Origin of the sequence: Streptomyces sp. NPDC090442 (assembly GCF_044769405.1) — a bacterium.
Lineage (GTDB): Bacteria > Actinomycetota > Actinomycetes > Streptomycetales > Streptomycetaceae > Streptomyces.
In genome coordinates this window covers 25525-49523 of record NZ_JBIVXW010000068.1, presented here as the reverse complement: position 1 = coordinate 49523, position 23999 = coordinate 25525, and the positions used below count along the sequence as shown (strand labels likewise).

Annotated in this window: 23 protein-coding genes and 4 tRNA genes; 18 read left to right on the top strand and 9 right to left on the bottom strand. The window is 69.7% G+C overall.

Features of this window, described 5'->3' with window-relative positions; genetic code table 11:
- Positions 1-499: 499 nt before the first annotated feature.
- From ACIQU6_RS34805 to ACIQU6_RS34790, 4 genes are all read right to left on the bottom strand, one after another.
- Positions 500-1789, bottom strand: a complete 1290-nt coding sequence (locus ACIQU6_RS34805) for a hypothetical protein (protein WP_403485713.1) — start codon at positions 1787-1789, stop codon at positions 500-502.
- 278 nt (positions 1790-2067) lie between these two features.
- A complete protein-coding gene (locus ACIQU6_RS34800) occupies positions 2068-3114 on the bottom strand; it encodes a bifunctional DNA primase/polymerase (protein ID WP_403485712.1) in 1047 nt (348 codons plus the stop codon).
- Positions 3115-3117: 3 nt separating this feature from the next.
- The gene (locus ACIQU6_RS34795; RefSeq protein WP_403485711.1) at positions 3118-3414 is read right to left on the bottom strand and encodes a hypothetical protein; all 297 of its coding nucleotides are present in this window, start codon (positions 3412-3414) and stop codon (positions 3118-3120) included.
- Positions 3415-3560: 146 nt separating this feature from the next.
- Positions 3561-3779: a helix-turn-helix transcriptional regulator gene (locus ACIQU6_RS34790; RefSeq protein WP_403485710.1), complete on the bottom strand. Its 219-nt coding sequence runs from the start codon at positions 3777-3779 to the stop codon at positions 3561-3563.
- A gap of 91 nt (positions 3780-3870) precedes the next feature.
- Between ACIQU6_RS34790 and ACIQU6_RS34785 the strand changes: the two genes are divergently transcribed.
- A complete protein-coding gene (locus ACIQU6_RS34785; RefSeq protein ID WP_403485709.1) occupies positions 3871-4734 on the top strand; it encodes a helix-turn-helix domain-containing protein in 864 nt (287 codons plus the stop codon).
- The gene (locus ACIQU6_RS34780; RefSeq protein WP_403485708.1) at positions 4727-6049 is read left to right on the top strand and encodes a tyrosine-type recombinase/integrase; all 1323 of its coding nucleotides are present in this window, start codon (positions 4727-4729) and stop codon (positions 6047-6049) included. The genes ACIQU6_RS34785 and ACIQU6_RS34780 overlap by 8 nt, the downstream gene beginning before the upstream one ends.
- 28 nt (positions 6050-6077) lie before the next feature.
- Here the strand turns inward: ACIQU6_RS34780 and ACIQU6_RS34775 are convergent, their stop codons facing one another.
- On the bottom strand, positions 6078-6566 hold the full coding sequence (locus tag ACIQU6_RS34775) for a YajQ family cyclic di-GMP-binding protein (RefSeq protein ID WP_274915042.1): 489 nt from the start codon (positions 6564-6566) through the stop codon (positions 6078-6080).
- A gap of 189 nt (positions 6567-6755) precedes the next feature.
- Between ACIQU6_RS34775 and ACIQU6_RS34770 the strand changes: the two genes are divergently transcribed.
- Positions 6756-6837 (top strand) — tRNA-Tyr (locus tag ACIQU6_RS34770).
- Between the two features lie 450 nt (positions 6838-7287).
- Here the strand turns inward: ACIQU6_RS34770 and ACIQU6_RS34765 are convergent.
- Together ACIQU6_RS34765 and ACIQU6_RS34760 are read right to left on the bottom strand one after the other, a co-directional pair.
- On the bottom strand, positions 7288-7950 hold the full coding sequence (locus tag ACIQU6_RS34765; protein ID WP_403485707.1) for an NAD(P)H-binding protein: 663 nt from the start codon (positions 7948-7950) through the stop codon (positions 7288-7290).
- A 72-nt stretch (positions 7951-8022) separates the two neighbouring features.
- Positions 8023-9276 carry an amidohydrolase family protein gene (locus ACIQU6_RS34760; protein WP_403485706.1) on the bottom strand — a complete coding sequence of 418 codons (1254 nt, stop codon included), beginning with the start codon at positions 9274-9276 and terminating at the stop codon, positions 8023-8025.
- 182 nt (positions 9277-9458) lie between these two features.
- On the opposite strand from ACIQU6_RS34760, the gene ACIQU6_RS34755 reads away from it, so the two are divergent.
- The 6 genes from ACIQU6_RS34755 to ACIQU6_RS34730 all read left to right on the top strand — a co-directional run bounded on the left by ACIQU6_RS34755 (position 9459) and on the right by ACIQU6_RS34730 (position 12006).
- Positions 9459-9531: transfer RNA gene (locus ACIQU6_RS34755), tRNA-Thr, on the top strand.
- Positions 9532-9578: 47 nt separating this feature from the next.
- Positions 9579-9651: transfer RNA gene (locus tag ACIQU6_RS34750), tRNA-Met, on the top strand.
- Positions 9652-9740: 89 nt separating this feature from the next.
- Positions 9741-9905 carry a 50S ribosomal protein L33 gene (gene rpmG / locus ACIQU6_RS34745; RefSeq protein ID WP_006604855.1) on the top strand — a complete coding sequence of 55 codons (165 nt, stop codon included), beginning with the start codon at positions 9741-9743 and terminating at the stop codon, positions 9903-9905.
- An 85-nt stretch (positions 9906-9990) separates the two neighbouring features.
- Positions 9991-10446 (top strand): MaoC family dehydratase N-terminal domain-containing protein, encoded by a 456-nt coding sequence (locus ACIQU6_RS34740; RefSeq protein WP_403485705.1) that lies wholly within the window; start codon positions 9991-9993, stop codon positions 10444-10446.
- Position 10447: 1 nt separating this feature from the next.
- Complete coding sequence (locus tag ACIQU6_RS34735) at positions 10448-10882, top strand: MaoC family dehydratase (protein WP_403485704.1); 435 nt, start codon at positions 10448-10450, stop codon at positions 10880-10882.
- 59 nt (positions 10883-10941) lie between these two features.
- Complete coding sequence (locus ACIQU6_RS34730; protein ID WP_403485703.1) at positions 10942-12006, top strand: UDP-N-acetylmuramate dehydrogenase; 1065 nt, start codon at positions 10942-10944, stop codon at positions 12004-12006.
- A 27-nt stretch (positions 12007-12033) separates the two neighbouring features.
- Here ACIQU6_RS34730 and ACIQU6_RS34725 read toward each other — a convergent pair whose 3' ends face one another.
- A complete protein-coding gene (locus ACIQU6_RS34725) occupies positions 12034-13062 on the bottom strand; it encodes an adenosine deaminase (RefSeq protein ID WP_403485702.1) in 1029 nt (342 codons plus the stop codon).
- Between the two features lie 134 nt (positions 13063-13196).
- Complete coding sequence (locus ACIQU6_RS34720) at positions 13197-14432, bottom strand: pyridoxal phosphate-dependent aminotransferase (RefSeq protein WP_403485701.1); 1236 nt, start codon at positions 14430-14432, stop codon at positions 13197-13199.
- Positions 14433-14614: 182 nt separating this feature from the next.
- Between ACIQU6_RS34720 and ACIQU6_RS34715 the strand changes: the two genes are divergently transcribed.
- From ACIQU6_RS34715 to rpoB, 9 genes are all read left to right on the top strand, one after another.
- Positions 14615-14687 (top strand) — tRNA-Trp (locus ACIQU6_RS34715).
- A 107-nt stretch (positions 14688-14794) separates the two neighbouring features.
- Positions 14795-15091 carry a preprotein translocase subunit SecE gene (gene secE / locus ACIQU6_RS34710; RefSeq protein ID WP_403485700.1) on the top strand — a complete coding sequence of 99 codons (297 nt, stop codon included), beginning with the start codon at positions 14795-14797 and terminating at the stop codon, positions 15089-15091.
- Positions 15092-15162: 71 nt separating this feature from the next.
- Positions 15163-16047 carry a transcription termination/antitermination protein NusG gene (gene nusG, locus ACIQU6_RS34705; RefSeq protein ID WP_403485699.1) on the top strand — a complete coding sequence of 295 codons (885 nt, stop codon included), beginning with the start codon at positions 15163-15165 and terminating at the stop codon, positions 16045-16047.
- 165 nt (positions 16048-16212) lie between these two features.
- A complete protein-coding gene (gene rplK, locus ACIQU6_RS34700) occupies positions 16213-16647 on the top strand; it encodes a 50S ribosomal protein L11 (protein ID WP_016571043.1) in 435 nt (144 codons plus the stop codon).
- Between the two features lie 82 nt (positions 16648-16729).
- Entirely contained in the window at positions 16730-17446 is a 717-nt protein-coding gene (gene rplA, locus ACIQU6_RS34695) for a 50S ribosomal protein L1 (RefSeq protein ID WP_403485698.1), read from the top strand.
- Positions 17447-17659: 213 nt separating this feature from the next.
- Positions 17660-18475 (top strand): hypothetical protein, encoded by an 816-nt coding sequence (locus ACIQU6_RS34690; RefSeq protein ID WP_403485714.1) that lies wholly within the window; start codon positions 17660-17662, stop codon positions 18473-18475.
- Positions 18476-18836: 361 nt separating this feature from the next.
- On the top strand, positions 18837-19367 hold the full coding sequence (gene rplJ, locus ACIQU6_RS34685; protein WP_403485697.1) for a 50S ribosomal protein L10: 531 nt from the start codon (positions 18837-18839) through the stop codon (positions 19365-19367).
- A gap of 118 nt (positions 19368-19485) precedes the next feature.
- On the top strand, positions 19486-19872 hold the full coding sequence (gene rplL / locus ACIQU6_RS34680; RefSeq protein WP_274915061.1) for a 50S ribosomal protein L7/L12: 387 nt from the start codon (positions 19486-19488) through the stop codon (positions 19870-19872).
- A 630-nt stretch (positions 19873-20502) separates the two neighbouring features.
- A complete protein-coding gene (rpoB, locus tag ACIQU6_RS34675) occupies positions 20503-23988 on the top strand; it encodes a DNA-directed RNA polymerase subunit beta (protein ID WP_403485696.1) in 3486 nt (1161 codons plus the stop codon).
- Positions 23989-23999 lie beyond the last annotated feature (11 nt).

The window sequence follows — 23999 nt, the reverse complement described above, 5'->3', positions numbered from 1 at the left end:
CACGCTTTCGCAGCCCTCCACCAAACCGCACCTCGCTGACCCGCTACGACACCAGCCCGGCCCGGCTCATGTGCCCACCAACTGATGAACTCGGGAGTCGCGGCGTTGTCGGCACCGTCATTTCCCGGCGCCGGGAAATGACGGTGCGGTGTGGTAATCGCGCGCGCGGGCGCGCGCAAGGACACGACCGGTCGCAGCCGGACATTGCGTTGTGGACAGGGGGACGATGGGGACTCGGGGGACGCCGTTTCCGGGCTGCTCTCTACCTTCCTCTTTCTTCTTCTCAATGGGACAGAGAGGAGCGGGGGTTGAGGCGTCCCCGCGTCCCCCGTGTGGGGGGTTGCGTCCGTCTCCCCAGGCAGAAGCGGGCGTAGCGGGGGACGCCTCGCGACGCTGGGCGCGTCCCCTGGCGACCCCGGGGCGTCCCCCATGCGTCCCCTGAACGCGACTGCGCCCCGGTCGGCGGGTGCCGTGCCGGGGCGCGTGTGGAGACAGCGAGTTATGGCGTTGGTGTGTAGGTGACGGTCCATAGCTTGCCGTGCTTGTTGCTGCCCGAGGTGCGGCCGACGTGAATGCCGCGGGAGCGGAGCGCGGGGGCAACCTGGCGGATGCGGGCACTGAGGATGGCAGGCGTCTGAGGCCATCCCTTGGTGAACTTCCCGCCGCGGTCGCCGAGTAGGTCGTGCAACTCCGTCATGGTCCCCGACCAACCACCCACGGGGAAGGCGGGGGAGGCCGTCCACGTTCGCAAGGCGGCGGCGACTGGGTGTCCGTCGAGAACCGCGTCGTTCAGCGTGTCCTGTGCCCTGTTGAAGGTGTCGAGGCTGTGCCAGCCGGTGACGCGGTCGAGAGCGTGCAGCAATTCGGCGAAGTCGGCCAGTCGCGGGCGCTCGGTCAACTCTGCCGCAGCACGGGGGAGTTCTGCCCATACAGCGGCGGCCAGGTCGAGCAGTGCTCCGAGAATGCGCGGGTGCGCCTGCTCGTATGTCGCCCACAGGGCGCCGGCGGTGCGCCGCTTGCTCCGTGGGATGGGTTGGAGTTCGAGAGGCAGCATGCGCTCGGCGAGGTCGTTACGGAGCGCGCCGAGGTCAATTCCAGTGAGCAGCACGGGGCGTTGATAGGTCAGGACGTTCACGTCGTCGTCGGTGTAGAGGGCGCGGGTTACCTGGGCGTCGCCGGTGACGACGCGGCACAGGGAGTCGGAGAGCCAGCCGGGCATGCCCGAGAGGTTGTCGAGGGCGAGCACCCAGCCGGCCGCCGTGGTTGGGCCGAGGTCCCGCGGGTTCTCGGGCGCCTGGCGCAGCGGCGCGCGCGGGCCCTCGATGACGCCGGCGAGCATCTGCCCGGACGTGCTCTTGCCCGTGCCCTGCTCGCCCGTGAGGTAGGCGACTGGGCGGGGTATGTCGGGGCGCAGGGCGGCGAGCAGCCAGCCGACGGCCAGCGGCAGCGTCTCGGGCGTGAACGGCAGCAGCGCGGCGAACTCCTCGATGCCCGCTTGCCAGCCTCCGACCGCGCGGTCCGGGCGCGGCAGGGGGCGAATGAGCTTGCTGCGCCGCCACACCGGCCCGGCCTCGGGATCGGGGAGCGTCAGCGTCCAGCCGTCCGGGGCGAGGCGTACCGATTCCCCGTCGGGGCGGCCGAGGTCGAGCCAGGTCACCTCGGGGTCGTCCGGGTCGGGAGCGATGCGCAGGGGCAGCTCGACCTCGGGGGCGCTCATGGCGAGCGCGTCGAGGGCGGCCAGCGCGTCAGCGAGCGCGGACTGCGAGGGGGTGAGGTTGTGCTCGGTCACGCTTACCCGGATGAGGTGTTGGCGCAGGCTTCCGCTCCCGCTGTGGGCAGTGCCGCGCAACGGTACGGCGATCGGCGGCCCATCGTAGGGAACGGCGTAGGGGGCGCCGTTGTGGTGCAAGTAGCGGAAACGGTTCTGTCCGAGCGTGCGCAACAGCTCGGCCTGCGGCGGCTTGCGCTCAGGCTTCGGGGCGTGGGGCGCTTCGGCGCCTGCTCCCGATCGGGGGAAGGGGACGACGGAGCGCGCCGCGGCGGCGGGGTTGAAAGTCGGGGCCTGGTTCACGCGGCGGCCCCGGTCGTGGTGCGCGGCTGGCGCTCACCGGCGGCCAGTCCGGAACGGATAGCGGCTTCGGCTTCACGCTCGGGCAGTCCGGCGTGCCGGGCAGCGTCGGCGAGGACATCGGCGACCTGGGCGCGATCGAGGCGGCCGGCACCGCACAGGGTGCCCAGGCTGAACGCAGCACGGTTGAGCGTGTCGTTCCGGGTGCCCGGCAATGCCTCGGCGACCGTGCGCAGTTCGGCCTCGACGGCAGCGGCCACGTACCCGTTGCCCATCCGGCGGGGGCGCCAGGGCAGGACGACGCGTGGCCGCTCCGGACGTACCCGGTGCCCGGTGCGGTCAAGGTCACGGGCCAGCCACACGGGCAGCTCGGCGACCGCGCGGCAGTCCCCAAGCGCGGTGTAGGCACCTTGGCGGGTGACCGTGCCTGGGGCGACGGCGTACGACGCCCCGGCACGCACGTCCAACTGCCAGCCCAGCGCCCCCGCTTGGGGACGCCACTGCGTACCGGCGGGCGCGCGGAACCAGTAGTGCAGTCCTCCCGAGGGGGTGCGCACGGTGAGCGTTTCCGGGGCGCAGCCGGGAAGGGTGGCGCGCCGCGCCTCCACCAGCAGCGCGAGAACGTCGCGCCCGTCGACGATGCTGCCCGGGACGATGTCATCGGGCAGTTCGACGCCGGGCAGCAGCCGCTCGGGATCGGTGGGTGCCTCTCCGCCGTGGCAGTCGACGTCGAGGATCACCAGTCCGGACGGGCCGGCGGCCACACCGACACCGGCGGCGGGTGTGCGCGTCCACCAGGCGGTGATGCGGTCGGGGTCAGTGGTGGCGGCCAACACGCCATGACAGGGGCGGCCGGACGCGTGGCACGGGCAGGCGCGCCCGTCGTGCTCGACGTGGGCAGGGTTGGGGCGTTCGGCGGTGCCGGGCGAGCAGCGGTCGCAGCCGCGCACGGGGACCTTCAGGCCCGGGGCGAGCGGGTGCACCGCGTAGCCCTGGCCGGCCAGCCACAGGGCTACGCGCAGCGGGTCGGGGGCCGGAGTGGTCATCGGTCACCGCCCCAGCAGCACGGCGAGCAGGCCCACGGCGGTGGCGAGGCCGTGCGGGTCGGTGCCGTGCACGCGGTAGCCGGAGCAGTGGGCCAGGGCGGCGGCGAGTTCGCGTGCGGTGTGCTCGTGGATGTCGCACGCGTCCCCGATGAAGACGCGGGCGCGAAAGCCGCGCGGGGTGGGCGTGAGGCCGCCGTACTCGCGGGTCGGAGTGGGCAGCACCGCCCACCCGTGCCACACGGGCAGGCAGTAGGTCATCGTCGGTGGGGTGAGGCGCTGGCGGGGGTGCGTACTGTGCATGGCGGAGCGTCCTTCTGAGCGGCCCGGGTGGTGAGAGACCCGGGGCCGCTGGCGATCACTGGCGAAGTGGTGGGCGAGGGCGTTCGGGCCGTCGGCGTGGCTGCGCCGGCGGCCCTTGTGCGTTGCGGGGGCGAGTGAGGCGCGCGTCATGCGGCGTCTATCGCCTGCGCGTCGAGCCAGCGGTCGATGTCCTCCCACCGGGCCCGCAGATGGCGGCCGACCTTGAGCATGCGAGGGCCGCCGCCGCGGTGACTCCACTGGTAGACGGTCGCGAGCGGAACGCCACAGTAGTCGGCGAGTTCGCGGGCGGTGGCCAGCTTGCGGCGGTCCGAAGCGGTGGCACTGGCGAGGGGGACGCGGGGCACGGAGACTCCTTCGTGAAGCGTTACAGAATCGTTCTCTCCAAACTTAGTGATCTTGCGCGTTGCTGTCCAGCGGAATGTATCGTTACGCTCCATGAGTCAAGGTGTTGGCAAGGAACGAGAACCGGAAGACCGGGCGGCCGCGGGTGACGCCCCTGCCACAGAGCAGGAGCGCTGGGAGCACGCCCTCGCGCAGGCCCCCGCTTTCGGCGAAGCGATCGGGAAGCAACTACAGCGCGTGCGAGAGGAGAAGGGACGCACCGCGGAAGACGTAGCGCGCCAGGCGCAGCAACTCGGCCTTTCATGGCACCGGCCGACCGTCAGTCAGATCGAGCGGGGGCGCCGCGCCCTCTCTGCCGTCGAGCTGATCATGCTGCCGCTCATCTACGGGTGCCCACTGGGCGACTTGTTGCCCGACGGGACGATGTGGCTGACGCCCGACGTCGGCGTCTACGACCGAGAGGTACGCAAAGCGCTCGCCGGCGACTACAACCCCAGTGCCCGCGCGCTGCGCCTGCCCGGCGGCTGGCACGTCAAGGGCTTCAGCGATCAGGACAAGGAGGAAACCGCCCGTCACGTGGCGCAAGCGGTGGCCTATCTGGAGGCGCACTCGCCGTGGCCGCACAATGCGCAGGCGCGTTACGTGCAGGGCAAACCCGACGATGCTGAAACGAAGGCGGCCAAACGGCTCGGCACCACCCCGCACTACGTCGCCTACGCCGCGCGCGAGACCTGGGGGCGCGGCCTCGCCGCCGAACGCGAGGCACGGCTGCGGGAGCGCGGCGAACTACCGGAGGGGAAACGGGCTCTCCAGTCCGCACGCGGCCACATCACGCGCACGCTCGTCGCCGAACTGGAGCCGATCGTGAAGGCCCACGAGGAACGGCGCGGCGAGCCGGAACGGCTCGACGTCGCCCCCATGAAGACAGCCAAGAAGGAGAGAGAAGCGAATGGCTGACGTCTACGACCGGTGGCACAAGTCCCGCCCGGCCAAGGACGACAAGCCGTGCGCGGAGCACACCAGCAAGACGCGCACGCTCGTCCCGAGCGGCGAGCACGGCAAGGGCAAGCGGTGGCAAGTCCGTTGGCGCGATGCCAGCGGGAAGCAGCGCAAAGAGAACTTCGACAAGAAGGCCGACGCCGAGACCCGCGCGGCCACCGTCAAGGCCGACCTAGACCGCGGCATGTACGTCGACCCCGCCGCGGGGAAAGAGAGCTTCCGGGCCGTCGCCGAGCGATGGCGCACCTCCGCGGTTCACCGTCCGTCGACGGCGTCCAGGGTCGAGCGGGGGCTGCGCAATCACGTCTATCCGACGTTCGGTGACCGCCCCGTCGCCAGCATCCGCCCATCCGACATACAGGCGTGGATCAAGGATCGGGCGCAGGTCCTCGCGCCCTCGACGCTGGTCGTGACGTACGCGTACCTGATCACGCCGCTCCAAACGGCCGTCCGTGACCGGATCATCGCGAGCAACCCCTGTGAAGGGGTGCGCCTGCCCAAGCAGCGCAAACCCGAGATCGTGCCGCTGCACGCCGACGCCGTGCGGGCGTTGGTCGACGCGGCGCCTGCCCGGTACCGCGCCCTGTTGCTGCTCGCGGCGTCGTCCGGACTTCGTCAGGGGGAGCTGTTCGGGCTGGAGGTCGACTGCATCGACTTCCTACGCCGTGAGGTGACGGTGCGACAGCAACTCGTCGACCCGGAGAAGGGCGAGCCGTACCTCGGCGAGCCCAAGACGCATGAGAGTTACCGCACCGTGCCGCTCACCAAAGCGGCGATCGATGCGCTCGCCGCCCACCTGCAACAATTCCCCGCGCCCGCGGTGAAGATCGAGGACCGGACCGACCCCCGGAAGCCCCGCCAGCGCACCGCACACCTGGTCTTCCCGAACCAGTACGGCGTACCGGTCCGGCGCGGCGCCTGGGCCCACGTGTGGCGAAGAGCCCGACGCAGGGCGAACAAGGCGCTTGGCGGAGCGTACGACCAGGCGCGTACCGCGTGGATTCGGCAGGGCAAGCCCGAGGGCGGCGAGCCGCCGCCCATAGAGGTGCCGGACGGCGCCAGCCTGCACGACCTACGCCACTTCTACGCCTCGCTGCTCATCCGGCACCGGGAGAACGTCAAGACGGTGCAGAAGCGGCTCGGTCATGCAAAGCCGTCGATCACGCTCGACACATACACGCACCTGTGGCCTGACGAGGAGGACACAACGCGGGCCGCCGTCGAGGCTGTCCTCGGCGATGTGCCCCCGTTGTGCCCTGCGAAGTCTGCGTGACGACGTTCGTGCAGGTCAGGCCGGTTTTTCAGCGGTAGTTGACGAACTGGATCGCGAAGTCCAGGTCCTTGCCGCGCAGCAGCTGCTGCACCGTCTGGAGGTCGTCCCGGCTCTTGGAGCTGACCCGCAGCTCGTCGCCCTGCACCTGCGCCTTGACGCCCTTCGGCCCCTCGTCGCGGATGATCTTGGCGACCTTCTTCGCGTTCTCCTGCGAGATGCCCTCCTGCATCGAGGCGGAGATCTTGTACTCCTTGCCCGATGCCTGCGGCTCGCCGGTTTCCAGGGCCTTCAGCGAGATCCCGCGCTTGACCAGCTTGGACTGGAAGATGTCCAGCACGGCCTTCACGCGCTCCTCGGCGTTGGCCCGCATCTCGATCTTCTCGCCCGACCACTGGATCGACGCGTCCACGCCCTTGAAGTCGTAGCGCTGCGAGATCTCCTTGGCGGCCTGGTTGAGGGCGTTGTCGACCTCCTGCCGCTCGACCTTCGAGACGATGTCGAAACTGGAGTCGGCCATCGTGAGTTGGCTCCTCGTACGTAGATCCATCAGGGATGCGGCCCTTACCGGGCCGCCCGCCAAGCCTAGTCACCCGGCCAAGATCCGGTGCCCGGGAAGCGAGTGGCAAAGCACCCCCTGTCATCGGGTATGGTTTACGTCGTTGCCAAGGAGCACCGCCCCACAGCGGAATTCCCCACAACACAACCCGGCGGTGTGCCCGAGCGGCCAAAGGGAGCAGACTGTAAATCTGCCGGCTTCGCCTTCCCAGGTTCGAATCCTGGCGCCGCCACAGCCTAGAAAAAGCCCCCGGATCGTAGCGATGCGATCCGGGGGCTTCTTCGTGTTGTCGATCGATGCGGCCGTGGAGCCGCCTGCCGCCCGATGCTCGACGCCCTGACCCTCCAGGTGTCGCGGGGCCGCGGCGGGTGAATTTTCCGGGCGGTCCGCGGCTCATGTCCCGGGCGTGTCCCCGGTGGCCGGCGGGGCGGCGTCCAGCAACCCGGTGACCGGCGTCCGCAGGGTGTCGGCTACCCGTGCCGTCTCGCCGCGCTTCAGCAGCCGCAGCACGTGCTCGTGCTGCGGGGCGCCGATGAGGGAAAGACCAACAGGCGCTTGTCGCGGGCGTCACAGCGCCGCTGAGCGCCGCGCGTCGCCGGCGGGCCCCGGCGCGACCCGCCGGCCGTCCGAGGGCGGCAGACGCGCGCTCAGGGCCACCCCGGCGGGCCCGCCGCCGGACGCCTCAGTGCGACGCCACGTTCCGCACCGCGTCCGCCACCGGCACGTCCCCGCCGATCAGTTCCAACGTCCGCCCGATGGTGCCCACCTCGTCCAGCAGCGCCACCAGGACGGCCGCCACGTCGTCCCGCGACACCGGCCCACGCCCGGTCGCGTCGGCCAGCGTCACCTGGCCGGCGCCCGGGTCGTCGGTGAGCAGGCCGGGCCGCAGGATCGTCCAGTCCAGCCCGGCGCGGGCCCGGACGTCGGCGTCCGCGGCGCCCTTGGCCCGCAGATAGGCCGCGAAGACCGGGTCGGTGCCCTCCGGGGGCTCCCGGTCCGCGCCCATCGCCGAGACGACCACGAAGCGCCGCACCCCGGCCGCCTCGGCCGCGTCCGCGAACAGCGTTGCCGCACCGCGGTCCACGGTGTCCTTGCGCGCCGCGCCGCTGCCCGGCCCGGCGCCCGCCGCGAAGACGGCCGCGTCCGCGCCCTCCAGATGCCGGGCGACATCGGCCACCGTCGCCGACTCCAGGTCGCAGACCACCGGTTCGGCGCCCGCGGCCAGCAGATCGCCGGCCTGTTCCGGCCGCCGGACGATCCCCGCGACCTCGTCCCCGCGCGCGTGCAGCAACCGCTCCAGCCGCAGCGCGATCTGACCATGTCCACCTGCGATGACAATGCGCATGCTGCCGACCGTACGCCGAACCGCCCCGGCGCACCCGAGGACCGGCCGGTGCGGCGCCCCCGGGGGCCGGTCCTAGCGCTGCGACTGGCGCGGCAACTCCAGCGCCACGTCCACCGAATCGCAGTACTCGCGCACCGCGCTGGTGCGCGCCACCACGCGTCCCCGGTGCACCACGATCCGGCTGTACGCCAGCGAGAGCACCCCCGCGATCCGTTCCCCGCGCACCGCGAGCAACTCCGCCGGAAATCCCGCCTCGACGCGGACCTCGGGCAGCCCCAGCGTCTCCCGCGCCGCCGAACTCACCGTCTCGTAGGCCGCCTCCGGCGTCGCCTCGCCCAACGAGGCCAGCAGGTAAGCGGCTTCCAACGGGTCGCCCCGCCCCACCGGGTTGGCCGCGTCCCGCAACGCCCCGCTGCCGGCCGCCACCCGCACCCCGGCCGCCCGCAGCAGCCGCACCGGCGCCGGCCGCGACACCCGGGTGCCGTTCCGCTCCAGACCGGTGCAGTCGCCCTGCGGCAGGCAGACGACGGCGACGTCGGCGGCCGCCAACTGCTCCGCCACCCGCGCCGCCACGCTGCGCGGCATCCGCGCCATCCCGGCACACGGCCCGATCGCCACCCCTGGCCGCAGCCCGCCGCACATCGCCGCGAACCGCGCCAGCCGCGCCGGATCGTCACCATCGGTGTGCAGGTCCACCGGGCAGCCGTGCTCACCGGCCACCTCCAGGACGGACTCCACGTACCCGGCCGGGTCGGGGTCCAGGTCCGGGCACCCGCCGATGACCGTGGCGCCCATGTTGACCGCGTCCCGCAGCATCGCCAGCCCGTTGGCGCCGGCCACCCCGGTCAGCACCCGGGGCACCGCCACCGCCGCAAGGTCCGCCAGTCCGCGCAGCGCCCGCCGCGCCTGGAGCACCGCCGCCAGCGCCCGCAGCCCCTGGACGCCGCCGATCCGCACATGGCTGCGCGAGGCGGTCGCCCCATGCCCGAGCTGCAACAGCGCCGCCTCGGTGGTGCGGCGTTGGACGTCCTCGGCGGAGTCGGAGGCGGGCCCGTCGGCGTCCGCGGTCAGCGCGGTGTCGCAGTGCGCGTGCGGCTCGGCGGGGGCCGGCAGCAGCAGATAGCCGGCGAGGTCCACCCGGGCGCCCTGCGGGGCGAGGCTGCCGGCCGTGCCGACCGCCTCGATCCGCCCGCCGCCGAGCCGGACGTCCACGGTGCGGCCGTCGGCGAGCCGGGCGCCGCACAGGACCAGCGCGCCGGAATCCGGCCGGGCGTACCGGCCGGCGCCCCCGGGCTTCCCCGGCTGCGGCGAACTGCTGTCGGACATCGCGCTCCTAGAAGCCCCGGGCGTGCAAGATCACGCAGCGTGGGTCCGAGCCTAGGGCGCGCCCCGGAGAGCTTCGCGCAGGCGCGAAATAGTCGTACCAGCGTGGTGCGCGGGGCTGTTGGGGCGCGATGCGGATCTGGATTTCACGTTTGGCGGCGGGCCGTGTAATGTCTTCATCGCTCGCCCCAATAGCTCAGTCGGCAGAGCGTCTCCATGGTAAGGAGAAGGTCAACGGTTCGATTCCGTTTTGGGGCTCTGATGTGTGAGGGACCCCGCCTTCGGGCGGGTAACTCTCGCATCACAGCGGTGTAGCTCAGTCGGTAGAGCAAGCGGCTCATAATCGCTGTGTCACCGGTTCAAGTCCGGTCACCGCTACTAACAGTAGCCGATTGTGGGGTCGGTCCTCCGGTCGGCTACTCTTCTATGCGTTCGATTCATCTATCCGTTCGTCAAGGAGCACTCACGTGGCTGCCACCGACGTCCGCCCGAAGATCACGCTGGCCTGCGTGGAGTGCAAGGAGCGGAACTACATCACCAAGAAGAACCGGCGTAACGACCCGGACCGTCTTGAGATGAAGAAGCACTGCCCCCGTTGCAACTCGCACACTGCGCACCGCGAGACGCGATAACTCAGGCTCGTCTGTGAGGCCGTCCCCATTCTCTGGGGGCGGCCTCGCCGTATTGGCCCCATCAGTCCAGGGAGGTTGCGAGCCCATGGCGCTCGACCAGTCGTTCGTCGGACGCACATACCCGCCCACCGACCCGTACGAGGTCGGCCGGGAAAAGATCCGCGAATTCGCCGAGGCGATCGGGGACCCCAACCCCGCCTACACGGACGCCGAAGCCGCCAAGGCGCTCGGCCACTCCGATGTGATCGCGCCGCCGACTTTCGTGTTCGCCATCACATTCAAGGCCGCCGGATTCGTCATCGCCGACCCGCAACTCGGCCTGGACTACAACCGCGTGGTCCACGGCGACCAGAAATTCGCCTACCGGCGTCCGGTGCGCGCCGGTGACCGGCTGACCGTGACCTCCACCATCGAGGCCATCAAGACCATGGCCGGCAACGAGGTCATCGACATCCGTGGTGAGGTGCACGACGAGGCCGGCGAGCACGTTGTGACCGCATTCACCAAACTCGTTGCCCGGCGCGCTGAGGAGGCGGCCTGAGATGACCGCGCAGATCGCCTACGACGACGTCGAGGTCGGCACCGTGCTGCCCGCGCAGAACTTCCCGGTGACCCGCGCCACCCTCGTCCAATACGCCGGTGCCTCCGGGGACTTCAACCCGATCCACTGGAACGAGAAGTTCGCCAAGGAGGTCGGACTGCCGGACGTCATCGCGCACGGCATGTTCACCATGGCCTCGGCGGTCCGGGTGGTCACCGACTGGGTCGGCGACCCGGGCGCGGTCGCCGAGTACGGCGTGCGCTTCACCAAGCCGGTCGTGGTGCCCAACGACGAGACCGGCGCGCTGATCGAGGTCACCGGCACCGTCGGGGCCAAGCTGGACGACGCGGAGCGCACGGTCCGGGTCGACCTGGTCGCCAGGAGCGCCGGCCAGAAGGTGCTGGGCATGTCCCGCGCCGTGGTCAGGCTCGCCTGAGGCCGCTGGACGGGACGGCCGGCCCGGCGTCGCCGGGCCGCCCCCGTACCCTTGGCCGGGTGCAGGAACGTCACGTAGCAGACAACGCCCCCCTCGCCCCGTTGACCACCTTCCGCCTCGGTGGTCCCGCGAACCGGCTCGTCACGGCCACCACCGACGACGAGGTGATCGCCGCCGTCCGCGAAGCCGACGAGGCCGGCACCCCGCTGCTGATCATCGGCGGCGGCAGCAACCTCGTCATCGGCGACAAGGGCTTCGACGGCACCGCCCTGCGCATCGCCACCCGCGGCTTCGCCCTCGACGGCACGTCGTTGGAGCTCGCCGCGGGCGAGAACTGGTCCGACGCCGTCGCCCGCACCGTCGAGGCCGGGCTGGCCGGCGTCGAGTGCCTGGCCGGCATCCCCGGCTCGGCCGGCGCCACCCCGGTCCAGAACGTCGGCGCCTACGGGCAGGACGTCTCCGAGACCCTCACCGAGGTCGTCGCCTACGACCGCCGCACCGGCGAGACGGTCACCCTCAGCAATGAGGAGTGCGGCTTCTCGTACCGCCACAGCCGCTTCAAGCAGCACCCCGAGCGGTTCGTCGTGCTGCGGGTGCGGCTCGCCCTGGAGGACGCCGGCGGCCTCTCCGCGCCCCTGCGCTACGACCAGACGGCCCGCGCGCTCGGCGTCGGCGTCGGGGAGCGGGTGCCGCTCGCGGTCGCCCGTGAGACCGTCCTGGCGCTGCGGGCCGGCAAGGGCATGGTGCTGGACCCCGACGACCACGACACCTGGTCCGCCGGCTCCTTCTTCACCAACCCGGTCCTCACCGAGGCCGAGCACGCCGAGTTCGTCCGCCGGGTGCACGACCGCCTCGGCCCGGACACCGCCCCGCCCGCCTTCCCCGACGGCGACGGACGGGTGAAGACCTCCGCGGCCTGGCTCATCGACCGGGCCGGCTTCACCAAGGGCTACGGAAGCGGCCCGGCCCGGATCTCCACCAAGCACACCCTCGCCCTCACCAACCGCGGCGAGGCCACCACCGAGGACCTGCTCACCCTCGCCCGCGAGGTCCGCGACGGCGTCCGGGACGCCTTCGGGGTCACCCTCGTCAACGAGCCGGTGACGGTCGGCGTCACCCTCTGAGGGACCGCGGACGGCCGCGCCGGCCCGCTACGGCGCCGGCGCGGCCAACCACGCGTCCACGTCCGCCAGCACCGCCCGCTGCACCTCCTGGGGCGCCCGGGAGGCCCGTACGGACTGCCGGGCCAGCTCCGCCAGTTCGGCGTCGGTGAACCCGTGCGAGGTGCGGGCGATCTCGTACTGGGCCGCCAACCGGGAGCCGAACAGCAGCGGGTCGTCGGCGCCCAGCGCCATCGGCACGCCCGCCTCGTAGAACGTCCGCAGCGGCACGTCCTCCGGCTTGCCGTAGACGCCCAGCGCCACGTTGGAGGCCGGGCACACCTCGCAGGTCACCCCGCGGGACGCCAGCCGGCGCAGCAGCACCGGGTCCTCCACGGCCCGCACCCCGTGCCCGATCCGGGACGCGTGCAGGTCGTCCAGGCAGTCCCGGACGCTCGCCGGCCCGGCCAACTCCCCGCCGTGCGGCGCCGAGAGCAAACCGCCGTCCCTGGCGATGGCGAAGGCCCGGTCGAAGTCCCGCGCGAGGCCCCGGCGTTCGTCGTTGGAGAGCCCGAAGCCGACCACGCCGCGGTCGGCGTGGCGCACCGCGAGCCGGGCCAGGGTGCGGGCGTCCAACGGGTGCTTCATCCGGTTCGCCGCCACCAGGACGCGGATGGCCAGTCCGGTGTCCCGGGACGCCCGGTCCACCGCGTCCAGGATGATCTCCAGCGCCGGGATCAGGCCGCCCAGCCGCGGCGCGTACGAGGTCGGGTCGACCTGGATCTCCAACCAGCGCGAGCCGTCCCGGACGTCCTCCTCCGCGGCCTCCCGCACCAGCCGCTGGATGTCCTCGGGAGAGCGCAGGCACGACCGGGCGATGTCGTAGAGCCGCTGGAAGCGGAACCAGCCACGCTCGTCGGTGGCGCTCAGCCGGGGCGGCCGCCCGCTGGTGAGCGCGTCCGGCAGGTGCACGCCGTACTTGTCGGCGAGGTCCAGCAGGGTCGCCGGGCGCATCGAGCCGGTGAAGTGCAGGTGCAGATGGGCCTTCGGCAGTTGACGCAGATCACGAACACGCTCCATCCGCAGATACTGCCGCACCTCGCGCCGGTGGCATAGGCCCCGCCCCGAACGAAGGGACCACCGCAAAGGCGTGCGGGGCCGGACGACGCCCGACCCCGCACCCGCCGATGGCGCGAAACGCCCTACGGCACCGGCTACTTGGCCTCCGCCAGCAGCTTCTGGATCCGGGAGACGCCCTCGACCAGGTCCTCGTCGCCCAGCGCGTAGGACAGCCGCAGGTAGCCGGGGGTGCCGAACGCCTCACCCGGGACGACGGCGACCTCCGCCTCCTCCAGGATCAGCTCGGCCAGCTCGACGCTGGTCTGCGGGCGCTTGCCGCCGATCTCCTTGCCCAGCAGCCCCTTCACCGACGGGTACGCGTAGAACGCGCCCTCCGGCTCCGGGCAGAGCACGCCCTCGATCTCGTTGAGCATCCGCACGATGGTCCGCCGGCGCCGGTCGAAGGCCACCTTCATCTCCTCGACGGCCGCCAGGTCGCCGCTGACCGCCGCGATAGCCGCGGCCTGCGCCACGTTGGAGACGTTGGAGGTGGCGTGCGACTGGAGGTTGGTGGCCGCCTTGACGACGTCCTTGGGGCCGATCGCCCAACCCACCCGCCAGCCGGTCATCGCGTACGTCTTCGCCACGCCGTTGACGACGATGCACTTGTCGCGCAGCTCCGGCACGACCACCGGCAGCGACGAGAACTCCGCGTCGCCGTAGACCAGGTGCTCGTAGATCTCGTCGGTCAGCACCCACAGGCCGTGCTCGGCGGCCCAGCGGCCGATCGCCTCGACCTGCTCGCGGGGGTAGACCGCGCCGGTCGGGTTCGACGGCGAGACGAAGAGCACCACCTTGGTGCGCTCGGTGCGGGCCGCCTCCAACTGCTCGACGCTCACCCGGTACCCGGTGGTCTCGTCGGCGACGACGTCGACCGGCACGCCGCCCGCCAGCCGGATCGACTCCGGGTAGGTGGTCCAGTACGGCGCCGGGACGATGACCTCGTCACCCGGGTCCAGGATCGCGGCGAACGCCTCGTAGATGGCCTGCTTGCCGCCGTTGGTCACCAGGACGTTCGCGGCCTCGACCTCGTAGCCGGAGTCGCGCCGGGTCTTCTCGACGATCGCGTTCTTCAGCTCGGGCAGGCCGCCCGCCGGGGTGTAGCGGTGGAACTTCGGGTTGCGGCAGGCCTCCACCGCCGCCTCGACGATGTAGCCGGGCGTGGGGAAGTCGGGCTCCCCGGCGCCGAAGCCGATCACCGGGCGCCCGGCGGCCTTGAGGGCCTTGGCCTTGGCGTCGACGGCGAGGGTGGCGGACTCGGAGATCGAACCGACCCGGACGGAGACCCGGCGGTCGGAGGGGGACGATGCGGAGGGAGTTGCAGCGCTCATAGAGGCATCGTCGCAGACCTCCCGGGGGCCCGGCGCACGGGTTTGCGGGGCGGGTACGCGAGGTTCGTGTTCGACGCCCGGCCGCGAACCACGTACACTCGCTGACCGTTGGCTCCCACCGGGTCGCCGCGGTGCACGACGTAGAGCAGTCGCCCGCATGCGGTAGGTTGGGGGAACCACAAAGGGTCGTAGCTCAATTGGTAGAGCACTGGTCTCCAAAACCAGCGGTTGGGGGTTCAAGTCCCTCCGGCCCTGCTACACGCACCACATCACCGAGTGCGTGCACGCGTACGTACGAAATGCACCGCCGTGCGGCCGGGCCGGGCGCGGCACGGCCACGACCCGGATTCAGGTGAGGACGAGTGACGGACGCCCTGGGCTCCATCGACATGCCTGAGCGCGGTCGCTCCGAGGCCGAGACCCCGGAATCCCAGAAGAAGCCCCGCCGCGGAGGTAAGCGCGGCAAGAAGGGGCCCTTCGCGCGCCTCGCGCTCTTCTACCGTCAGGTCATCGCGGAGCTCCGCAAGGTCGTCTGGCCCTCGCGCAGTCAGCTCTCGTCGTACACCACCGTGGTGATCGTCTTCGTGGCCATCATCATTGGTCTCGTAACCGTGATTGACTTGGGAATCAACCGAGTCGTCGGGTACGTCTTCGGCTGATCCCGCGGGGGCGCCTTCCGCGGGCGGCCCTTCGCACGTTCAACCCCTTGAAGCAAGGAAGAAGCAGCCACGTGTCTGACCCGAACCTGAACGACGCCGCCAAGCCCGTCGCGGCCGCAGAGGCCGAGGTTGACGAGGCCGTCTCGGCCGAGGTCGAGGGGGACGCTGCGGCCATCGCTGACGAAGAGGGCGCCGCGGACGTCGTCGCCGACGCCGACGACGTCGACGAGCTGGACGCCGAGGACGCCGCCGCCGGCGAGCCCGCCGAGGTGGACGCCGTGCACGTCGAGGACGAGGAGGCCGCCGAGGCTTCCGAGGAGGCGGAGGAGCAGGAGCCGGTCGACCCGGTGGCCGCCCTCCGTGACGAGCTGCGCGGGCTCCCCGGCGAGTGGTACGTCATCCACACCTACGCGGGCTACGAGAACCGCGTGAAGACCAACCTCGAACAGCGTGCCGTCTCGCTGAACGTCGAGGACTACATCTTCCAGGCCGAGGTGCCGCAGGAAGAGGTCGTGCAGATCAAGAACGGTGACCGCCGCACCGTCCGTCAGAACAAGCTGCCGGGTTACGTCCTGGTGCGCATGGACCTGACGAACGAGTCCTGGGGCGTGGTGCGCAACACCCCCGGCGTCACCGGCTTCGTCGGCAACGCCTACGACCCGTACCCGCTGACCCTGGACGAGATCGTCAAGATGCTCGCCCCGGAGGCCGAGGAGAAGGCCGCCAAGGAGGCCGCCGCGGCCGAGGGCAAGCCGGCGCCGTCCCGCAAGGTCGAGGTTCAGGTCCTGGACTTCGAGGTGGGCGACTCCGTCACCGTCACCGACGGTCCGTTCGCGACCCTCCAGGCGACGATCAACGAGATCAACGCCGACTCGAAGAAGGTCAAGGGCCTGGTCGAGATCTTCGGCCGCGAGACCCCGGTCGAGCTCAGCTTCGACCAGATCCAGAAGAACTAGGTTCTTCCGGACCCACAGCCACCGACCAGGTCAGACCGGCGCTTAGCCGGTCTGACCTGCGCGGTTTTTGGCCGCAGGACGGTACCCGTTATCGTTGTGCGGTATGCCTCCATCCGGATGACCCGGATCGAGGCGAACCACCTCTCACTAGGACCCGGAGAGAGCATGCCTCCCAAGAAGAAGAAGGTCACGGGGCTGATCAAGCTCCAGATCCAGGCTGGTGCCGCCAACCCGGCCCCGCCGGTCGGCCCCGCGCTGGGTCAGCACGGCGTCAACATCATGGAGTTCTGCAAGGCCTACAACGCCGCGACCGAGTCGCAGCGTGGCATGGTCGTGCCGGTGGAGATCACGGTCTACGAAGACCGTTCCTTCACCTTCGTCACCAAGACCCCGCCGGCCGCCAAGCTGATCCTGAAGGCCGCGGGCGTGGAGAAGGGCTCCGGCGAGCCGCACAAGACCAAGGTCGCCAAGATCACCGAGGCGCAGGTCCGCGAGATCGCCACCACCAAGATGCCCGACCTGAACGCCAACGACCTGGACGCCGCGTCGAAGATCATCGCCGGCACCGCCCGCTCCATGGGCATCACGGTCGAGGGCTGACCCTCAGCCCTCAACGGCACCTCCGTGGAAGGACCAGGCGCTGGTCCGTACCACGACTCCACCCACTGCATCAGGAGCAGAAGTGAAGCGCAGCAAGACTCTTCGCAACGCGGACGCGAAGATCGACCGGGAGCGGCTGTACGCCCCGCTTGAGGCCGTCCGTCTCGCCAAGGACACCGCGTCCATCAAGTTCGACTCGACCGTCGAGGTCGCCATGCGTCTGGGCGTTGACCCGCGCAAGGCCGACCAGATGGTCCGTGGCACCGTGAACCTCCCGCACGGCACCGGTAAGACCGCCCGGGTCCTGGTCTTCGCGACCGGTGACCGTGCTGCGGCCGCGGAGGCCGCCGGCGCCGACATCGTCGGCTCGGACGAACTGATCGACGAGGTCTCCAAGGGCCGCCTGGACTTCGACGCCGTCGTCGCCACCCCGGACCTCATGGGCAAGGTCGGCCGCCTCGGCCGCGTGCTCGGTCCCCGTGGTCTGATGCCGAACCCGAAGACCGGCACCGTCACCCCGGATGTCGCCAAGGCTGTCACCGACATCAAGGGCGGCAAGATCGAGTTCCGCGTGGACAAGCACGCGAACCTCCACTTCATCATCGGCAAGGTGTCCTTCGACGACACCAAGCTGGTGGAGAACTACGCCGCGGCGCTGGAGGAGATCACCCGTCTGAAGCCGTCCGCCGCCAAGGGCCGCTACATCAAGAAGACGACGGTCTCCACCACCATGGGCCCCGGCGTCCCGGTGGACCCCAACCGCACCCGCAACCTCCTCGTCGAGGACGAGGCCGTCTGATCCTCGCGATCGATGCCTCATAGCGCGTGACGCTTGCCGTCAGGCCCCGCTCTCCGTACGGAGAGCGGGGCCTGACGCGTTCATAACAGGGTTGCCGTGTGCACTGTCAGTGGCCTGCACTACAGTCCCCTGCGAGGTCCGTAAAGGAATTCAAAGGGGGAGCCTCAAGTGCGCAGCACGCGTATAGCCGCCGCCGTCGCGGCGGGAGTTGTCATGATGGCCGGCCTGACCGCCTGTAACGGCGGTGGCGACAAGAGCAACGGGACCGGCGGTGGCAGCGCCGGCGGTGGCAGCAACGACGCTTCGGGGGCGAAGTCTCCGCTGGAGGCCGCACTGGCCTCGCTGAAGACGGTCTCGCAGCAGACGAACGGCAAGAATTCCGCCAAGGTCGAGGGCACCACCAAGAACGGCACGGCGTCCACGACCATGAAGGGCGCGATGGACTGGTCGTCCGGCATGCACATGTCGGTGGACATCACCCAGGCCGGTGGCCCGATGGGCGGCTCCGGCAAGCCCGCGAAGGCCCTGTACACGCCGGACGCGGTGTACATGAACATGGGCATGCCCATGGGCGGCAAGAACTGGATCAAGTACGACTACGACGTCATGGCCAAGAAGATGGGCCCGGCCGGTGCCCTGATGAAGGACATGATGAACAACAACAACCCGGGCCGGTCGGTGGATCTGCTGATCGCCTCGGGCAAGGTCAAGCAGGTCGGCAAGGAGGACGTCCGCGGCGTCCAGGCGACCCACTACAACGGCACGCTCTCGGTGAGCGAGCTGACCCGCATGCAGACGAAGAACGTCAGCGAGGCGGACCTCAAGGCCCTGGAGCAGCAGCTCCAGCAGATGGGCGCCACGACCGAGACCATCGACCTCTGGGTCGGCCCGGACAACCTGCTGGTCAAGAAGCGCGAGCAGATCGAGAGCAAGACGTCGCCGTACGACTCGACGGTCTACTACTCCGACTACGGCACCAAGGTCTCGGTGACGCCGCCGCCGGCGAGCGACACCACGGAGATCAAGTAAGCCCGAAATTCGGTGAGTTGAGCCCGGGGGAGTCCGGGCTCAACGCCCGTATCCGGCGTCGGCTGGGCGGGGCCCGGGGCGCGTCCCCGATGCCCCGTCCAGCCGATTTGCTCTGGCCCAGGCAAGTCCCGTACGGTGTCCCGGAAGCCAAAGACCGCTGGTTGTCTCTGCGTGTCCGTACCCGGGCGCGTGGTGGCCGAAGGATCCGCTAGCTGCGGACGGCCTGCGCAGGTTGTGAATGGGAACTCCCAGGCAGTTTTCTGTCCGGTTGAGAATCGCCCCGTGCGCGCCTGCGTCGGGGCGTTTGCTTTGCCCAGCCCCTTCTGCGCGGTCCTCATCACCCGGAAGGAGGCCGAGGCTCATGGCGAACCCCGACAAGGTCGCAGCCGTCGAGGAGATCACGGAGAAGTTCCGTAACTCCAACGGCGCTGTTGTGACCGCGTACACCGGGCTCACCGTTGCGCAGATCAAGAACCTGCGTCGTTCGCTCGGTGACAACGCTCAGTACCGTGTGGTGAAGAACACGCTGACCAAGATCGCGGCCAAGGAGGCCGGGATCTCTGCGCTGGACGAGCACCTCAGTGGCTCGACGGCCGTCGCCTTCGTGACCGGTGACCCGGTCGAGGCGGCGAAGGGTCTTCGTGACTTCGCCAAGGAGAACCAGAACCTCGTCATCAAGGGCGGCGTCCTTGACGGCAAGGCGCTCTCCGCCGACGAGATCAAGAAGCTTGCGGACCTTGAGTCCCGCGAGGTTCTGCTCAGCAAGCTGGCCGGTGCCTTCAAGGCGAAGCAGTCCCAGGCTGCCTCCGTCTTCCAGGCGCTGCCGTCGAAGCTCGTCCGCACCGTGGACGCGCTGCGCGCCAAGCAGGCCGAGCAGGGCGGTGCCGAGTAATTCGGCTCGCTATCTGATCCTCGCCGCCTGAGTGCGGCAGGGGTCACCAGCGGGCTCGACGTACGCCCGCCTCACCCAGTACATCCGGCACCTGCCGATTAGTGGAAGGACCGCCATCATGGCGAAGCTCACCCAGGACGAGCTGCTGGCCCAGTTCGAGGGCATGACCCTCATCGAGCTCTCCGAGTTCGTGAAGGCCTTCGAGGAGAAGTTCGACGTCACCGCCGCCGCTGCCGCGCCGGTCGTCGTTGCCGGCGGTGCCGCCGGTGGCGAGGCTGCCGCCGTTGAGGAGAAGGACGAGTTCGACGTCATCCTGACCGGCGCCGGCGACAAGAAGATCCAGGTCATCAAGGTCGTGCGCGAGCTGACCTCTCTCGGCCTGAAGGAGGCCAAGGACCTGGTCGACGGCACCCCGAAGCCGGTCCTGGAGAAGGTTGCCAAGGACGCCGCCGAGAAGGCCGCCGAGTCCCTCAAGGGCGCCGGCGCCTCCGTCGAGGTCAAGTGACCTTGGTGAGTCTCTGACTCCCGTCCGCGCCGCCTGTGAGGTGTAACGCGGACACCGCGAAGGGCGATCACCCATACGGGTGGTCGCCCTTCCGCGTACCCGCCCCGGCTGCGTTGTCAGGAGTCGGAGAGCGAGTATGGTGATCTTCGTTGTCCGGACGCACCTCCATGTGACGATCGCCCAGAGGCGGGGGGCCTTGACGAACCGGACGCGGCGCGCAATTCTCGGGACGCGACGCAGAAGCGGTCCAGGTTCGAGGCATGGATCGCCGACGAAGAGGGAAGCATCGGTGTGCGCCATCGGCGCAGGGCTTTTCGGCAGGCGCAGGGCATTGGGCGAAGTGAAGAACAACGAGGCGCTCCTCCGCTGCGGAGGGCATGACCTCCCGGAGGGAGAAGATCGGGACGCGGTGCGGTACCGGTCTCCGGAAACTCGCTCTGGACATCAGTGGGCCATGTGGCTACACTGACCCTTTGCGCTGCCTGTTAGCTGCTCCCTGCCCGTCACCAGGGGCATGCCCGAACCTGAGCAAGGCTCATTGACCCGCCCTGACCTGGGCATATCGATCGCTCTGCTCGATTCGGGACCGGTACGCGCGTAGTGAGTCCGAGCCCTCGGAAGGACCCCCTCTTGGCCGCCTCGCGCAACGCCTCGACTGCCAATACGAACAACGGCGACAGCACCGCCCCGCTGCGCATCTCTTTTGCGAAGATCAAGGAGCCCCTCGGGGTTCCGAACCTCCTTGCGCTGCAGACCGAAAGCTTCGACTGGCTGCTCGGCAATGCCGCATGGAAGGGTCGCGTCGAGGCTGCGCTGGAGAGTGGGCAGGAAGTTCCCACCAAGTCCGGTCTGGAAGAGATCTTCGAAGAGATCTCCCCGATCGAGGACTTCTCCGGGTCGATGTCGCTGACGTTCCGCGACCACCGCTTCGAGCCTCCGAAGAACTCCATCGACGAGTGCAAGGAGCGCGACTTCACCTTCGCCGCTCCGCTGTTCGTCACCGCCGAGTTCACCAACAACGAGACCGGCGAGATCAAGTCCCAGACGGTCTTCATGGGCGACTTCCCGCTCATGACCAACAAGGGCACCTTCGTCATCAACGGCACCGAGCGTGTCGTGGTGTCGCAGCTGGTCCGCTCGCCGGGTGTGTACTTCGACAGCTCCATCGACAAGACGTCCGACAAGGACATCTTCTCCGCCAAGATCATCCCGTCCCGGGGTGCCTGGCTGGAGATGGAGATCGACAAGCGCGACATGGTCGGTGTGCGCATCGACCGCAAGCGCAAGCAGTCCGTGACCGTTCTGCTCAAGGCTCTCGGTTGGACCACCGACCAGATCCTGGAGGAGTTCGGCGAGTACGAGTCGATGCGCGCCACCCTGGAGAAGGACCACACCCAGGGCCAGGACGACGCGCTGCTCGACATCTACCGCAAGCTGCGCCCGGGCGAGCCGCCGACGCGTGAGGCCGCGCAGACGCTGCTGGAGAACCTCTACTTCAACCCCAAGCGCTACGACCTGGCCAAGGTCGGCCGCTACAAGGTCAACAAGAAGCTGGGTGGCGACGAGCCGCTGGACGCCGGCGTGCTGACCGTGGACGACATCATCGCCACGATCAAGTACCTGGTGAAGCTGCACGCCGGTGAGGTCGAGACGGTCGCCGACAACGGCAACACGATCGTCGTCGAGACCGACGACATCGACCACTTCGGCAACCGCCGCCTGCGCAACGTCGGCGAGCTGATCCAGAACCAGGTCCGTACGGGTCTCGCCCGTATGGAGCGCGTCGTGCGCGAGCGCATGACCACCCAGGACGTCGAGGCGATCACGCCGCAGACCCTGATCAACATCCGGCCGGTCGTCGCCTCCATCAAGGAGTTCTTCGGCACCAGCCAGCTCTCCCAGTTCATGGACCAGACCAACCCGCTGTCGGGTCTGACCCACAAGCGTCGTCTGTCGGCGCTGGGCCCGGGTGGTCTCTCCCGTGAGCGGGCCGGTCTGGACGTCCGTGACGTGCACCCCTCGCACTACGGCCGCATGTGCCCGATCGAGACGCCCGAAGGCCCGAACATCGGTCTGATCGGTTCGCTCGCGTCCTACGGCCGCGTCAACGTCTTCGGCTTCATCGAGACGCCGTACCGCAAGGTCGTCGACGGCCAGGTCACGGAGGAGGTGGACTACCTCACCGCGGACGAGGAGGACCGCTTCCTGATCGCCCAGGCCAACGCCAAGCTCAGCGAGGACCTGCGCTTCGCCGAGCAGCGTGTGCTGGTCCGTCGCCGTGGCGGCGAGGTCGACCTCGTCCCCGCCGACGAGGTGCACTACATGGACGTCTCGCCGCGCCAGATGGTGTCGGCCGCGACCGCCATGATCCCGTTCCTCGAGCACGACGACGCCAACCGCGCGCTCATGGGATCGAACATGATGCGCCAGGCCGTCCCGCTGATCAAGGCGGAGTCGCCGCTGGTCGGCACCGGCATGGAGTACCGCTGCGCGGTCGACGCCGGCGACGTCATCAAGGCCGAGAAGAACGGTGTGGTCCAGGAGGTCTCCGCGGACTACATCACCGTCGCCAACGACGACGGCACGTACACCACGTACCGCGTCGCCAAGTTCACCCGCTCCAACCAGGGCACCTCCTTCAACCAGAAGGTCGTCGTGGACGAGGGCGCGCGGGTCATCGAGGGCCAGGTCCTCGCCGACGGTCCGTCCACGGACGAGGGCGAGATGGCGCTCGGCAAGAACCTGCTCGTGGCGTTCATGCCGTGGGAGGGTCACAACTACGAGGACGCGATCATCCTGTCGCAGCGCCTCGTGCAGGACGACGTCCTCTCCTCGATCCACATCGAGGAGCACGAGGTCGACGCCCGTGACACCAAGCTCGGCCCCGAGGAGATCACCCGGGACATCCCGAACGTCTCCGAGGAGGTCCTCTCCGACCTCGACGAGCGCGGCATCATCCGCATCGGTGCCGAGGTCGTCGCCGGCGACATCCTCGTCGGCAAGGTCACGCCCAAGGGCGAGACCGAGCTGACCCCCGAGGAGCGCCTGCTGCGCGCGATCTTCGGTGAGAAGGCGCGCGAGGTCCGTGACACCTCGCTGAAGGTCCCGCACGGTGAGATCGGCAAGGTCATCGGCGTCCGCGTCTTCGACCGTGAAGAGGGCGACGAGCTGCCCCCGGGCGTGAACCAGCTGGTCCGCGTCTACGTCGCGCAGAAGCGCAAGATCACCGACGGTGACAAGCTCGCCGGCCGTCACGGCAACAAGGGCGTCATCTCGAAGATCCTGCCGGTCGAGGACATGCCGTTCATGGAGGACGGCACCCCGGTCGACATCATCCTGAACCCGCTGGGTGTCCCGTCCCGAATGAACCCGGGACAGGTCCTGGAGATCCACCTCGGCTGGCTCGCCAGCCAGGGCTGGGACGTCTCCAGCCTCGGTGAGGAGTGGGCCCAGCGGCTGCAGTCCATCGCCGCCGACCAGGTCGAGCCGCGCACCAACGTCGCGACCCCGGTCTTCGACGGCGCCCGCGAGGACGAGCTCGCCGGTCTGCTGGAGAACACCCGCCCGAACCGCGACGGCGACCGCATGGTCCTCCCGTCCGGCAAGGCCCAGCTGTTCGACGGCCGCTCCGGTGAGCCGTTCCCGGACCCGATCTCGGTCGGGTACATGTACATCCTCAAGCTCCACCACCTGGTCGACGACAAGCTGCACGCCCGCTCGACCGGTCCGTACTCGATGATCACCCAGCAGCCGCTGGGCGGTAAGGCTCAGTTCGGTGGTCAGCGCTTCGGTGAGATGGAGGTGTGGGCGCTGGAGGCTTACGGCGCCGCGTACGCCCTCCAGGAGCTGCTGACGATCAAGTCCGACGACGTCACCGGCCGCGTGAAGGTCTACGAGGCCATCGTCAAGGGCGAGAACATCCCCGAGCCCGGCATCCCCGAGTCCTTCAAGGTGCTCATCAAGGAGATGCAGTCCCTGTGCCTCAACGTGGAGGTGCTGTCCTCGGACGGCATGTCCATCGAGATGCGCGACACCGACGAGGACGTCTTCCGCGCTGCGGAGGAGCTCGGCATCGACCTGTCCCGGCGCGAGCCGAGCAGCGTCGAAGAGGTCTGACGGGTCTGGTC